The organism is Ruegeria profundi (assembly GCF_049800715.1).
In the GTDB taxonomy this organism is placed as follows: domain Bacteria; phylum Pseudomonadota; class Alphaproteobacteria; order Rhodobacterales; family Rhodobacteraceae; genus Ruegeria; species Ruegeria profundi_A.
This window is the reverse complement of sequence record NZ_JBNAFO010000002.1, coordinates 452,248-466,530: the sequence shown is the minus strand read 5'-3', so window position 1 is coordinate 466,530 and position 14,283 is coordinate 452,248. Positions and strand designations below refer to the sequence as shown.

Sequence of the window (14,283 nt, the reverse complement as noted above, 5' to 3'; positions counted from 1 at the left end):
GCAAAGCCCGACGAGCAAGGCCCGTTTTGGGCTGAAAACACTACAAAGCCACAGCCGCAAATCGCAGGATTAAAGTTTGTCGCGATAGTTGTGGGTGTCTGAGTCTGGTAGCGACATCCGCAAAGCAAACTCGAAAAATCGTTCATTCTTTGGTATCAGGCACACCCAATTTTTGCAGATCCTCTACCCACCGATTGAGATACGCCTCACTCTCGAATGGCGCATTCATCGCCTCTTGGATAGTGAATTCGGGATTGGCCGCTAGAAACTCATCGATAATAGTCTGCGCATCACTGGGAAGACCAAGGCGTAAAAGAATTGGCGCGTAGGTGCGTTTCAAGCCGTCGGGTATTTCGTTCATTTGTTCAACGGAAGCCTTTGCATCTTCATACTCCTCGGTGAAGTACTGAGCCCAACCCAGATTCCAAAGATACCAGTCTTGGTGATGTGGGTTCAGCCGGATCGCCAGTTTCATGCGCTCAACGGCTTCAGGCGCCTTGCCGCCATAGACGAGAGGGTCGATGGAATCTGCCAGAACGGATGCCGAATTTGGATTCAGAGCAATTGCTTTGTCGTAAAGCGAAGCAGCCCGCTCAAGGTTACCGCTTTGAGTGGTTGCATTGGCTAAGACCCAATGACCTTTGAAATTGAAGGGTTCCAGTTCAATGGCTTTCCGCGCCATCTCAAACGCGCGCTCCAGTGATTCCTCGCGCGTTAAAGAGTTCGTCCACCCCCAACGATACCCGTTAATATGTGCCCAAGCGTTTTCGACATACGCCCCGGCATAGTTCGGATCGAGAGCAATGGCTTTTGCGCTAAGCTCTTCCGCCCTGATGTTTCCTTCTTTTGTGAAGGTAAACCACTCCTCCTGCGCGCGTTTGCGCAATTCGTATGCGCCAAGACTATCAGTAGGCTGATGCTTGAGGCGGCTGTACTCCGCCAGATCGATATTAGTGGAGAGAAGCGAAGCTATCGTTCGCGTTATCTCATCCTGTACTGAAAATATGTCCTGTAGGTCTTGGTCATAGCTGTCTGCCCAGATATTTTGGCCCGTCGTCGCATCAATGAGTTGAGACGTCACGCGCAAACGCTCACCGGCAATTTGAACGCTCCCCTCAACAATGTAGCGAACACCCAATTCTTCTGACACTTTCTGTATATCTGCCGGAGTGTCCTTATATGAAAATGTCGAATTTCGGGCGACTACGAAGAAGTCTGAAAAACGGGACAAGGCGGTCAAGATGTTCTCACTCAGTCCGTCGCTGAGGTAATCTTGGCTCGGGTCGTTGTTGAGGTTGTCGAACGCCATGACCGCGATGGAGGGTTTGCCAGACAGGGCGGCGGCTTGTTCATCCGTGTCCGGAGATTGCACCACGGACCAAGGTTGAAGCCATGCCGCGACTACTAACGCCAGGACAATTGCGGTGCAACTAACCGTGATCAGGCGATTTTTCGAAGGCTTGTTCGTAAGTGGCACGATAGGAGAAACGATGGCTTTTGCCTTTTCATCCATTGTAAGGCTGTAGACGTGAACGGGTTCGGAGATATTCTTGACCTCTCGCATCCCCAAATCTTCGATGGTGAGATCGAGCTTGGTATGAACCTGTTCGAAAACGCTAGCCGACATGTAAATGCCATCCGGGACAGCCAGGCTTTCAATGCGTGCGGCGACATTTACACCATCGCCGTGAATGTCATCCTGATCGACGACAATGTCGCCAACATTGAGACCGATCCGGTATCGCACCTGCGAATCTTGCGGCAGGTCCGCATTAGCGACGCCTACATAGTGTTGCATGTCCAACGCGCACCGAACGGCCTCAACTGCACTTGCAAACTCAAGAAGCAAACCGTCGCCCATCAATTTGACGATGCGCCCATGTCGTGAAGCGACAATTGGTTCAAAAAACTGCTCGCGATGGGCTTTGACCCTTGCAAGCGTGCCGGCCTCGTCATTTCGAATAAGACGGCTATAGCCAACCACATCGGCGGCAAGTATCGCTGCTAGACGTCTTTCCAAAGACTGAACTCCCACAGTGGGCACCACGCTAAACGCAAAATTGCTTCTAGGCCAGATGCGCTAACCGAACACACATTTCCAAAAAGAGCGATTGTTAAGTCTAGATAAGGCATCAGCCTTGAAGCTGTGCCTGACTGCGAAGTGCAGTAGCTCATAAAATGTCCGCTTGGGGCTGCGACCCGCCAACCATGCAAACCGCAGAGAACGGCAATACTGAGCCCAAACCGGCAGATTTCTGCACCTATTTCGACTGTCCGCTTCCGGACTGCCGCCCAGGATAAAGAAACAGACTATCTCGATAATGCGGATAACGGCATCAAAGTTGGCCTGACAAAGTGGCAACGCTATTGGAGTGCTTTAGTCAATGCAGAGACCAGCGCGTTCGGATCTTCCTCCATGCGGGGGAGTAGTACTGTTCTCACGACGTCGTTCAATGCCCTATCCGCTCGGGCAGCGGCTGGGTCATCGTGATCGACGAAGACTTCGAATGCTTCAGTGGCGGCTAAGACTGCGCCCGGCACATGCGCCACGCCCTGTAGCAATGCGCTAATGCCCAAATGTTCCACTTGGTTGCTATTAGTAGGGGGGCCGACGAACGCGGGATTGAACCCGTCAACTCCCCAAACCTGGCTCGCGGTTAGGCCTTCGCCCGTTGCATATTGATGGATGTGCGGCACACTAAAGTGGCCGATGTAGCCGTGGCTCCACAGGGGGCGGTGCGTTAAGGGATTGTACCTGCTTGTGCCTGATAACAGAGCTTGCCAGATCAACAGAGTGGCCTGTCCCTCTGTCTTGGCATGGCGTTCACGCTCTGCTCGCGCACTCTCTGGCAGCGTTTCGACATAGTTACGGGAAAGCGGCAGCAGCGCCAATGCGCCTTCCAATGCATTGGGCTTGCGCTCGAGAAAAGCCGCGTAAGCATCAGATAGAAGTGCGACGTGAATTGCTCCGGCATCTGATGCCATTGCTTCGGTGAGTGTGTATACAGTCCAGCCCGCCTCACGAAGCGCTGGCGTGCTCACATCCCAAAGTGTCGGCGGCAAGGCTTGACCGCGATCCGCGCTGACTGCCGACAATTCTCCTATGGCATCGGCATACGCGCTCAGTGTAGCTGCGTCGACCTTGTCGGCTTCCAGCCGAGCAAGGTGGTCATCGACGCCGAGATCGCTTAGCTGACCGGTCGGGTGAAGGCCGACTGCCAGAAGGCGTTGCTCCAACTCTGATGCGTTCAGGAGCGCCGGTTCAGGCAGTACTGCCTCAGCCAAGTCTCTGAGTGTTTCAATCCGTAAAAGAGGGCGAGATACAAGCCAAGTTATGCCCGCCGCTATAAGAAGCGCAGCCGCTAGCCAGAAAAACGCTGACCGCTTCATGAAGTCTCCGACCCGCGCCACGTTTTTGCAAAAGACGGCACGGGTCTTGTCCTATTCCTGCGCCAGATAATCTTCAAAACCCTTCACCGCGCCGTCAATGATCGTACAGTTGCCTGCCGCGCGTATTGTTGGGTCGTCCCAATACACATTCCAGAAAACGACGATACTTTGATCGTTCAAAATGCCCGGAAATACGGAAATCGCGGCGTTTGGCAGGTCAGCATATTCGGGTACATCCCACAAATAGTCGTGGCACAGTTGAAGCGCGTCAGTCGTTTGACGGTCAAATGCATGGGCAGACGATGCAAAGCCAATCGCCAAAATCGTTGCTGTGATCAGGGCCTTCATTGGACTCTCCATTTGCCTAAGCGGTCTTCAATTCTCGACACTATGCAAGCTGCCGTCCGGCATCAAATACGGTAGCCTTAGATCCGAGACGCATGTGCTATCGATGCCTGCCCCGGGGTTTTCCAGAAACGCTTCACCAATATCGCGGGCGCATTGGCTGAAAACAAGGGCCCCGTGCCCTGTTTCCGGGAACAGGAACGACTGACTGTTGTGCAAAGTGTCTGCCGCTAGTCCACCCCAGGAAGATGCGGTCTGTGTGTCAATCTCACCAGACAGTACCAGTACCGCGATGTCGGAAAGCACGGGTTCAAGGTAGTTGTCTCGAGGTGCCGGTGTGAACTCGCTGCAATCTGCAAATAGGCTCGGAATTTCAGCTAGAGCCGTTGTCATCAATGGACCGTATCCCAACTCTGCTACTAAAGCGCCAAACCCCGCCGCCGAGTTGAAACCGTCTACAAAATCTTCCTGGCAAGCGTAGAGCAAGAGCTCGAATTCACCCTCCATAATGGTTTGCAAAGCTGCGTTATCTGTTGCGATCAAGTTGAAAACGCGCTCGACATCTTCGGGGCTGAGCAAAGCGACCAATGAGGCCAACCGTCCTGCTGTCGCTTCATTGAAATGGGCGCGGACTAGGTCCAGCAACGCTCCAGCACGCGGCGTTTCAAACCGTAGGTTTAGATAGTCTTGCGCAAACGCCAAACGATCCGCCCGATCAGGCAACCCGGCCAGAGCATCTTCAAGAGCATCGTCAAAGAACTCTCCCAAGGAGGCCGGTTCTAGATCTCGGTCGCGATCCGCTTCAAGTTGCTCCAAAGCCGAGGACGCAGTGTCGGAAGCAATTTCCATTTGCGACATGGCGTTGATTGCAGCTTGCGCCAGAGCCTTTTCATCGGCGCTCAGGTCCAACGTACCCGCCAACAACGTTTCTGCGGAGGGCTGGGGTGGAAGGTCACCGTTGATGATTTGTGTGATGAGGTCGACCGTTCCGTCCTCAAGCTCTCTGACCAGTGCGGGCGCGTAAGTGGTGAAGCCCCGGATCGTTGGGTCGGACCAATCGTTTCTGCCGGAAAAAATGCTGAAAAGCATTTGCCCGGATATCTCAATCCCCGCAGCCTCCAATGGACGTGCCTCTAAGTCTTCAAGGAGGTTAAAATACCGCTGCGTTATATCGGGATACGCCTCCGCACAGATAGGATCCGCTTCACACGGTGCGAACGTATTAAAAATGGCCTCGGTGTGTGGGACGAACAGAGTGTCGTAAAGCGCGATTTGGGGTGGAGCGACGCTGTCTAAAACGACTGCACGCACACCCTCTGGCGCAGAGCGCATGACTTCTAGCGCGAGCTTGGTGCCATATGAAACGCCATAAATATTGTACTCAGCGTAGCCAAGAGCCGACATTACAGCTCGCACATCTAAAGCATTTTGGGTCGTGTTGAACTGCGGAAGATCGAAGCCTCGTTCGGTCAATTCCGAAATGCAGTCGCGAACAAGTGCCGTCTCCAGCTGAGGTAGGTCAGCCCCGCCCAACTGATCGACGATTGGCTCCAGGTTTTTTGCCAGAGTCCCGAAGCAATCCATATCCGGGGCGCTTGCATCGACGCCGCGTTGATCGAACGCCACGACGTCCCTTCGCCCCCGCAAATGGTCAAAAAACAGACTGAGCGAGCGCACAGATTCAACTGAACCGCCGCCCGGTCCCCCGTGAAGATAGACAACCGGGTCTGCCACGGGTGCCAGCGAATGAGCCTTGAAAACGATGAAGCTCAGGTCCAGGGTCCTGCTTTGAGCATCTCTGTGGTCCTCAGGTACTGCCACGATACCGCAGATTACAGTTTCTCCGTCAATCTCATCGGGGACGACGGGGCGCGTGCACGGAGTGATTTCGACCGGATAGCGCGTATCTGCTCCACCCGCGAATTGAGCTTCAAAAGCCGTCGGATCAGAAGGCTCTCCAAGCAAAGCAGACAGGACGGCAAATATTTGTTCGGGATTCATGGTCACACCGCATGAGGCTGTTGATTTTTCTATAACCTTAGATTAGTGGACTGCATTTGCGAACCGATTGAAAGTTGTCCTTCCGTCGCTTCAAATCCAAACACTACGGATTGAGAGGTTGTGTCAGAGCATCTTTGCAAAGGGCTCCACCCTGTAGAATCCGGAAATCGAAAACTAAACAACCAACGACAGCTTTGTCCGCAGAATGGTCATTCGTCGCAACTCTGTTCAATGTCTGCTTCGCGGACTTTTCTGTCGTTCGCTTACCAGATGCCGAAGCCCGTTTTACGCACCTTGCAACAGCAGCAGATAGGTGCGCGGTTTTCGCAGCAAACTGAGACTGGTTCAGAATTTTTCTGACAGCACTTGGCAGCTTCTTCAATTGTACTTTTTGCGTCCAATGTGCGCTGATATCATGTTGACTGGAAGATGGGTATTGTCCACTTCTAAAGCAGCCAGATAGGAAACCTGTCTCAAGCTTTACTCAGACAACAAAGCGCCGCTTAGGTCAAAATGCTTCGGGAACATTGCGCGCAGAAAACGAAAAACAATTCTCATCGCTTCGTCGCGGTCAAATGAATCCGGGTGGAGTAGGTAATCGGTCCACATGCCTTCCAGCATTGCGAGTGTGCCGTGTGTAGCGTCCCTAGCAACTTGATTAGGGCGTTCGGTTCCGGCTTCTTTCGCAATTCGAGCGAAAGCGTTGAAAACTAGGTTCCGAAGCTTAGCGTCGCGGGTATCTGAAAACGCAGCGATTGCTGTTCTATTTCGGGCCTCGCCTCGAAACGCGTACCAAATGGAAACGTTTTTCTTATTGAGAATGGTTTCACTTAAGTCGCCCCGAACAATCATCTCAATATGTTCCTGTCCGGTTTGCCCGGTCGTTTCCAACAAGTCGTAAATTCCGTTGTAGTATTGTTCGGAGGAGTAGCGGGCGGCTTCGTCAACCAAGTTGTCCTTGCCACCGAAATGAAGATGAATCATGCCACGGGACAACTCGGCGCGTTGAATGATTTCACTGACGGAGGTTTCGGAAATCCCTTTTTCTGCGACCGAGTCGAGTACTGCCTCGATCAGGGAAAGGCGGTTTCGCTCGCGTATTTCTTGTCGTCTTCCAGTCATTGGATCAGGCGGCTCTGTTTGTTTTCAGTCTCTTGCGGTTCCTTCTAACGGCCAGTGTGAAATTGGCCATCCCCGGTTGCGAATTTATCAGTTGACACAACTAGTCCAAAAATTCCAGATTTAAATGGACGATTGTCCATTTTGTGATCGACATGGTCGCGCCACCAAAAAAGCAAAGTTCAGCAGGGAAGCATGGCCGGAGTACTACGAAGTGAAACGGGCAAGGGCCTCGCACTGAGCGCACCTGCGACGTTCTACGTCGGTCTGCTCGTCGCCGTGCCGCTTTGCATTCTCGTCGCATACAGTTTTTGGACCCAGAACTATGTCGAGATCGACCGGACCTTGACTTGGGCAAACTACCAAGAGGCGTTTACCGACCCATTGGTTCGACACCTAATGTTCCGTTCGGTCGCAATTGCAGGCGCGGTGACATTGGCAACGGTTTGTCTGGCCTATCCGATTGCATACTTCATCGCGTTTCGGACAAAGAAGAAGACCCTCTGGCTGTTGCTGATCACTATTCCCTTTTGGAGCAGCTACCTTCTGCGCGTGTTCAGCTGGAAACTAATCCTTGGCTTCAATGGAGTGTTGAATTCTGCGCTGATTTCACTTGGTTTGATACAAGATCCGCTGACATTCTTGCTCTACAACGAATTCGCTGTTGTCCTTACGCTCGCCCACGCCTGGGCACCGTTTGCTATCCTGCCGATCTATGTATCGCTTCAAAAGATCGACCGCAGCCTATTGGAGGCTGCAACCGACCTTGGCTGTAACAAGCTTGAAAGGTTCGTTCGCGTGACACTGCCTCTGACGGTGCCGGGGGTCATTGCGGCCTGCCTGATCATTTTCATCCCAACGGTGGGCGATTACGTCACTCCGGCCTTAGTCGGTGGATCGCAGGGCAAAATGGTGGCGAACTTGATCCAAGTGCAGTTTGGTGCCGCCAATAACTGGCCGTTGGGTGCGACCCTGTCTCTTCTTGCCATGCTTTCGGTCGGCTGCGTTGCAATCCTGTTCGTGGTGGTCGTCACCGCATTGGGCCGGAGGATCAGATGACCAAGGCATTTCGTTTTTCATGGTTGCTGGTTTATGCGATTGCCTATCTGGTGTTTCTCTACCTGCCGGTTTTGCTATTGCCACTGTTTTCGTTCAACGACGGAACTATCGTAGCCTTCCCCCTAAAGGGTTTCACGTTGAAGTGGTACGCACAGTTGGGGCAGCAGGACACGCTGTTACAGGCTATGGTAAACTCGTTGATCGTCGGCAGCGTGACTGCCCTGATGGCAACATCTCTGGGTCTCTTCGCAGCTCGCGCTTACGTTCGGTATCGTTTCACGGGGCGTGAGTTGTCTGAGGGACTGGTCATGCTTCCACTGGTCATTCCCGGCATCATCGTGGCCAGTTCGATGCTGGTTCTGTTCATCAGCATCGGTTTGAAACCATCGCTGGCCACCGTGATCCTTGGGCATGTGTTCGTGGCGTTGCCATTTTCCGTGTCGATCATGAAATCTGCGTTTGACGATTTCGACCAGTCCTTGGAGGAGGCTGCATTCGATCTTGGTGAAAGCGTCGTGGGAACGTTTCGGCGTGTTACCCTCCCAATCGTAGCGCCGGGTATTGTCGCCAGCCTTTTGGTCACGTTTACGGTGTCGTTTGACGAGTTCGTCCTGGCCTTTTTCTTATCCGGGAACAGCCCGACATTGCCGGTCTATATCTGGAGCCAGATCCGCTTCCCGGCAAAATTGCCCAACACGTTGGCCCTAGGATCGCTGCTTTTGCTGTCCTCGGTGCTGCTGTTGTTGATCGCCGAATATTTCCGCCGCCGTTCCATCCAATCGTCAGATTGAAGCCAAAGGAAACGAATAAGATGAGCGAACAGAACATCATCGAAATTCAGGGCGTCGAAAAACGCTTTGGTTCCTTTGTGGCTGTGTCCGATCTGAACCTGACCTTGAAAGAGGGTGAGTTCTTTTCGCTGCTTGGCCCTTCGGGATGCGGCAAGACGACGGCTTTGCGCATCATCGCGGGTTTTCAAGATCACGAAGAAGGCGAGATCCGGATCGATGGTCGAACGATGGGAGAGGTGCCTGCGAACAAGCGTCCCACCAATATGGTGTTCCAAAGTTATGCGATCTTTCCTCACCTGAATGTCGGCGACAATGTTGGCTTCGGATTACGCAAGACCAAGCTTTCGCGGCAGGAAATTAAAGAACGCGTTGCCGAGGCGCTTGAGATGGTTGAACTGGGCGGCCTGCAGGACCGTAAGGCCAACGAATTGTCGGGAGGTCAGCGGCAACGAGTAGCGCTCGCCCGCGCACTCGTCATGCGACCCAAGGTTTTACTGCTAGATGAGCCTTTATCTGCGTTGGACAAGAATCTGCGCGAAGCGATGCAATTGGAAATGCGCCGCCTTCAGCAGAAGCTTGGAATAACTTTTGTAATGGTCACGCATGACCAGTACGAGGCGATGACCATGTCCGACCGTATTGGCGTCATGTTTGGGGGGCAGCTCAAGCAGGTGGATAAGCCAGAGGTCCTGTATTCCCAACCGTGTAACCGGGAAGTGGCTTCTTTCATCGGTGGAATGAACTTTCTGGATGCCGTAGTGACTGCAGAGAATGCTGAAACGTTTGAAGTCAACGTTAAGGGCTTAGGGAAGATGGAAATCGGGGTGAACCCCAACGTCCAGGTGCATGACAAGGAACTTCTTGTCGGCGTTCGTCCTGAGCAATTGGAAATCAGTGCGGAAAAGCCGGATGGGTACGATGCTCTTGTTCAGGGCGAGGTTTCGGACGTCGCCTTTTATGGAGAGAGTGTCCACTATTATGTGCGCGTCGATGGTCTGAAAGACAGTATCGCCGTCGCAGTACCAAACTACTTTCACACGGTCGATCACACGCGCGGCGATACCGTCTGGCTTGGCGTTCAAAGCGCCTCGGTGATTGACTTGGGTAAACGTGAATCTTTGGGAGGAGACAAATGAATAAAACAGCATCACTTATGGCAGCAGTAGTTGCCACCTTTGCCGCCAGCCAAACTCTGGCGAACGCCGCTGATCTGACCGTTTTTGACTGGTCCGGATATGAGGATCAGGGCTTTTACGGCGACTATGTCGAAAAATACGGCGGCGCGCCTAGCTACACCTATTTTGGCAGCGTGGAAGAAGCGTTCACAAAGCTTCAGTCCGGTTTTGAAGCTGATTTGGCCCATCCCTGCACGGATGCCCTGAGAAAGTGGGTAGCGGCAGACATGATCAAGCCGATTGACACCAGCAAGCTGGAAAACTGGGACAAGCTGATGCCCAAGATCAAAGAGGTCGATGGCATCACCATTGATGGGCAGACCTACATGGTTCCGTTCGAATGGGGCAATACTGGTCTTATCTATCGAACAGATATGATTTCGGCAGATGACGTTTCGCTGCAATTGCTTGCCGATCCTGCATATCAGGGCAAAGTCGCCATTCCGGACGCCGCTTCCAGTGCCTTTGCAATGGCGGCATTGGCAACCGGCGCCTCCAGCTATACCGATATGAGTGACGAGGAATTCCAAAAAGCGGCGGACTACCTGCGCGCGATTCATCCGAACGTGCGCTTTTATTGGTCTGACGCCGGCCAACTGGATCAGGCAATTGCCAGCGGTGAGGTCACGCTGGGTTGGGGATGGAACCAATCGGAACTGAACCTGATCTGGAACGAAACGCCAGCGGTCATGATGCGTGATGTAGACAAAGGTATCGCGACTTGGGTCTGCGGCTATGTGCATCTGAAATCTGCCAAGCAGTCGGATGAGCAAGTCTATGACATGCTGAACGCGCTCAGCTCTGCGGCAAGCGGTAAATACATTATTGAAAGCTGGGGTTACGCCCACGCCAACGAAGACGCTTTTGCACAGGCAGACCCAGAGCTGATCGAAACCTACGGGTTTTCGGATGTGGACAGCTTCTTTGAAGGCAGCCTGTTCTTTGACGCTGTTAACCCCGAGCTGGAGGCCAAGATGTTGAAGGAATTCGAGCGCATTAAAGCTGGCTTCTAAGGGCACTCTTACAACACACCCGGGAATGGTGGGGAGGTAGAAATCCTTCCATTCCCACGAACCAATTTCCAATTTCCTTGGAGGAAGCGCGGCAATGTCAGGCGCTGACGAGTATTCTGTTCTCTTCGAACCGGTCAAGATCGGGCCAGTAACGGCTCGAAACCGGTTCTACCAGGTGCCCCACTGCAATGGTTTGGGTCATTTGCGACCTCAGGCCGAAGCTGCCATGCGGGCGATGAAAGCCGAGGGCGGTTGGGCAGTGGTGTCTACTCAGGAGGCCGAGATTCATCCGACTTCGGATTTGTCTCCTTATTCTGAAAACCGAATTTGGGACGATCAGGATATTCCCGCACTGCGTCTGATAACCAACTCAATTCATGAGAAGGGCTCGCTCGCGGCAATCCAATTGGCGCATAACGGGCACCATGCCCAAAACCACCTGACCCGCGCGCCTCTGCTGGCCCCATCAGAACTTGTCTTGCAGACTCCATACCCGAAACAGGCAAGGGCAATGGACAAGGCTGACATTCGAGAATTTCGCAAGTGGCATCGCGCGGCGGCTCGTCGTTCGCGCGAAGCCGGGTTCGACATTGTGTATGTCTATGCGGGGCATCACATGACATTGCCTCATCATTTTCTGCTGCCACAGTTCAATGATCGGACGGATGAATATGGAGGTTCGTTGGAGAACCGGGTGCGACTTACCCGCGAGCTTCTGGAAGAAACCAAGGAAGAGGTCGGAGATGATTGCGCCATTGCCCTTCGGTTCGCGGTTGATGAAATGCTCGGGTCAGAGGGGATGCAAGCGCAGGAAGAAGGCCGTGCAGTAGTCGAATTGCTGGCCGAGCTTCCAGACCTTTGGGATGTTAATGTGGCGGATTGGAGCAACGACTCTGCTACGACCCGGTTCGAGCCCCGCGACGGCTTTCAGACCTCATATATCGAGTTCGTGAAACAGGTGACTTCTAAGCCTGTTGTGGGCGTCGGGCGCCTTACGTCGCCGGACTTGATGGCGTCACTGGTCAGGAAGGGCATCCTTGATTTTATCGGCGCGGCGCGACCATCCATCGCCGATCCGTTTCTGCCCAACAAAATTAGGGAAGATCGCATCGAAGAAATACGTGAGTGTATCGGTTGCAATATCTGTGTTTCATCCGACTCTCTCGGCGTCCCAATACGCTGCACTCAAAACCCGACTATGGGTGAAGAGTGGCGGAGGAAATGGCATCCTGAGATCATTGAGCGTCGGGTAAACGAGGAAGCTGCGCTTGTTGTCGGCAGCGGACCAGCCGGACTTGAATGCGCCATGCAATTGGCGCGGCGGGGCTACGAGGTAACTCTGGCGGAAGCAAAGCAAGAGTTCGGCGGCCGTGTGATGCAGGAAGCTGCCCTGACCGGGCTATCCGCTTGGAAGCGCGTGACAGATCACAGAATCTACGACCTGCAACAACGCGGGAACGTTCAACTGTTCACCGACAGCCGTTTGTCAGCAAGTGAGGTCATCGAGTTGGGTATACCGAACGTCTTTGTTGCAACCGGCGCAAAATGGCGGCGAGACGGGCGCGGGAAATCTGCATTTCACGGTGTATCAATCGGTTTAGGTTCTCAGATTTTCACTCCGGATGACATTGTGGCCGGAGTCATGCCGCAGGACGGCCCGATTGTGGTCTACGATGATGATCAAGCCTATCTCGGTGGAGTCTTGGCTGATCATTTGGCTCAGGTTGGGCGAGAGGTTGTCTTTGTAACGCCGGCCTCAATAGTTTCGCCGTTTACCGAATTGACGTTGGAGCAGACTAAAGTGCAACGCAGTCTGTTGGAAAAAGGCGTTCGTCTGAACCTGTCCCAGACCTTGGCCGGTATCGCGCCCGGCCAGGCGACATTGCAGTGCGTATACACGGGGCGAGAGAACTCCATTGAATGCAGCTCTGTGGTACTGGTGACGCAGCGAATGCGAGAAACCACTCTTTACGACGAGCTTTGCGGTTTGACGGCAAGTCCGCTGAAAACGTTGGAATTAATCGGAGATGCCGCAAACCCCGGCTTGATCGCGGATGCTGTATATTCGGGTCACATGGCTGCCCGGAATTTCGAACGTAACGCGGACGACATCGACCGTGAATTCTTCCGCCGGGAAGTCATTTCCCTTGAGTCTGCATGAGGTGCGCAATGCCAAAAGATGACCTGCAAGTAATGCGCGATTTGATGGACGCGCAACAGGAAGGGTTCGCCCTGCCTCGTCACTTCTATACGTCTCAAGCAGTATACGAGAACGATATCGGCGCGTTCTGGAACCGTAACTGGATCTGGGTCGGCCATGTTAGTCAGGTCGCAGAACCGGGGGACTTTTTCCTGTTCGACTATGGGCCCGAGTCCATCATCATCGTTCGGGATCGCGAAGGTGAGGTGCGCGCGCATCTGAACGTTTGCCGCCACCGGGGATCGCGGGTTTGCATTGAACGGAAAGGCAAGGCACGCAATTTCATCTGCCCCTATCATGCGTGGACTTTTGATCTGAACGGCAAGCTACGAAACGGGCGTTCAATGGGGTCGAATTTCGACCCGGGCCAATACGGATTGCTCCCGGTTCAGGTGAAGATATTCCAAGGTCTGATTTTTGTCTGCGCAGCTGAAGACGCCCCGCCGCTAGATGCTGCGTTGGTGCAGTTGGCCCCACTGTCAAAACCGTTCGAATTTGAAAACCTGAAGGTCGCTCATGAAGCCTCATACCCAGTTCCAGCAAATTGGAAACTGGCTTTGGAGAATTACCTGGAATGCTACCACTGCGCGCCGTCTCATCAGGACTATTCGCGCAGCCATTCGTTGAAAGACCCCGCTCAGGTTCTGGAGTTCAGCGGCGCACTTCATGAGCGGATGAAAGAAGCCGGAGTGCCCGTTGAGGAGCTGGACCTGACCGGAGATAACGCGCTCGCCCCGGGTGCAGATGTCTATTGGCGCCGCTACCCGCTGTTTCCCGGCTATTTGACCGGTAGTAAGGATGGCGCTTCGCTGGCGCCGCCTTTGGGTGAACTGAAAGGTCACGATGGCGGTGCCACCGATCTGGGGATCGGGACGCTGAACTACTTCCTTGTTTATGCAGATCACATGGTTGGCTACCGGTTCGTCCCACGCGCGCTGCAGGAAACGGATATTCAAATCGTCTGGTATGTGCGCGGCGATGCTGAAGAAGGTCGGGACTATAACAAGGATGCCATTACATGGCTCTGGCATGTCACGTCGCTCGATGATGAGCGGATCATCCGTCACAACCAAGAGGGCGTGAACTCCCACCGCTTCGTGCCGGGACCGCTGTCCGAGATGGAATGGAGCATTCCGGGTTTCTATCGCAATTACTTCAGCATGATCTGACACGCTCAGAATTCGGAGAAA

Annotated in this window: 11 protein-coding genes; 6 read left to right on the top strand and 5 right to left on the bottom strand. The window is 53.5% G+C overall.

The window, feature by feature from the left end; genetic code table 11:
• Positions 1-142: 142 nt before the first annotated feature.
• The 5 genes from ACP15L_RS06165 to ACP15L_RS06145 form a co-directional block, all read right to left on the bottom strand.
• The gene (locus ACP15L_RS06165) at positions 143-2,020 is read right to left on the bottom strand and encodes an adenylate/guanylate cyclase domain-containing protein (protein WP_425083505.1); all 1,878 of its coding nucleotides are present in this window, start codon (positions 2,018-2,020) and stop codon (positions 143-145) included.
• 344 nt (positions 2,021-2,364) lie between these two features.
• Positions 2,365-3,390 carry a hypothetical protein gene (locus tag ACP15L_RS06160; RefSeq protein WP_425083504.1) on the bottom strand — a complete coding sequence of 342 codons (1,026 nt, stop codon included), beginning with the start codon at positions 3,388-3,390 and terminating at the stop codon, positions 2,365-2,367.
• A 51-nt stretch (positions 3,391-3,441) separates the two neighbouring features.
• Positions 3,442-3,738 (bottom strand): hypothetical protein, encoded by a 297-nt coding sequence (locus ACP15L_RS06155; protein WP_170768558.1) that lies wholly within the window; start codon positions 3,736-3,738, stop codon positions 3,442-3,444.
• A 27-nt stretch (positions 3,739-3,765) separates the two neighbouring features.
• Entirely contained in the window at positions 3,766-5,736 is a 1,971-nt protein-coding gene (locus ACP15L_RS06150; protein ID WP_425083515.1) for an alpha/beta hydrolase, read from the bottom strand.
• Positions 5,737-6,216: 480 nt separating this feature from the next.
• The gene (locus tag ACP15L_RS06145; RefSeq protein WP_170565532.1) at positions 6,217-6,858 is read right to left on the bottom strand and encodes a TetR family transcriptional regulator C-terminal domain-containing protein; all 642 of its coding nucleotides are present in this window, start codon (positions 6,856-6,858) and stop codon (positions 6,217-6,219) included.
• Between the two features lie 192 nt (positions 6,859-7,050).
• Here ACP15L_RS06145 and ACP15L_RS06140 point away from each other — a divergent pair, with 192 nt between their 5' ends.
• The 6 genes from ACP15L_RS06140 (at position 7,051) to ACP15L_RS06115 (ending at position 14,262) form a co-directional block, all read left to right on the top strand.
• Positions 7,051-7,914, top strand: coding sequence for an ABC transporter permease (locus ACP15L_RS06140; protein WP_170642953.1), 864 nt, complete (start codon positions 7,051-7,053; stop codon positions 7,912-7,914).
• A complete protein-coding gene (locus tag ACP15L_RS06135; protein WP_170642952.1) occupies positions 7,911-8,705 on the top strand; it encodes an ABC transporter permease in 795 nt (264 codons plus the stop codon). The genes ACP15L_RS06140 and ACP15L_RS06135 overlap by 4 nt, the downstream gene beginning before the upstream one ends.
• Positions 8,706-8,725: 20 nt before the next feature.
• Positions 8,726-9,841, top strand: coding sequence for an ABC transporter ATP-binding protein (locus tag ACP15L_RS06130; RefSeq protein WP_170642951.1), 1,116 nt, complete (start codon positions 8,726-8,728; stop codon positions 9,839-9,841).
• The gene (locus tag ACP15L_RS06125) at positions 9,838-10,893 is read left to right on the top strand and encodes an extracellular solute-binding protein (RefSeq protein ID WP_170565520.1); all 1,056 of its coding nucleotides are present in this window, start codon (positions 9,838-9,840) and stop codon (positions 10,891-10,893) included. Before ACP15L_RS06130 ends, ACP15L_RS06125 begins: the two co-directional genes overlap by 4 nt.
• 94 nt (positions 10,894-10,987) lie before the next feature.
• Entirely contained in the window at positions 10,988-13,054 is a 2,067-nt protein-coding gene (locus ACP15L_RS06120) for an FAD-dependent oxidoreductase (RefSeq protein WP_170660088.1), read from the top strand.
• Positions 13,055-13,062: 8 nt separating this feature from the next.
• Positions 13,063-14,262 carry an aromatic ring-hydroxylating dioxygenase subunit alpha gene (locus ACP15L_RS06115; RefSeq protein WP_170642949.1) on the top strand — a complete coding sequence of 400 codons (1,200 nt, stop codon included), beginning with the start codon at positions 13,063-13,065 and terminating at the stop codon, positions 14,260-14,262.
• Positions 14,263-14,283: the final 21 nt, after the last annotated feature.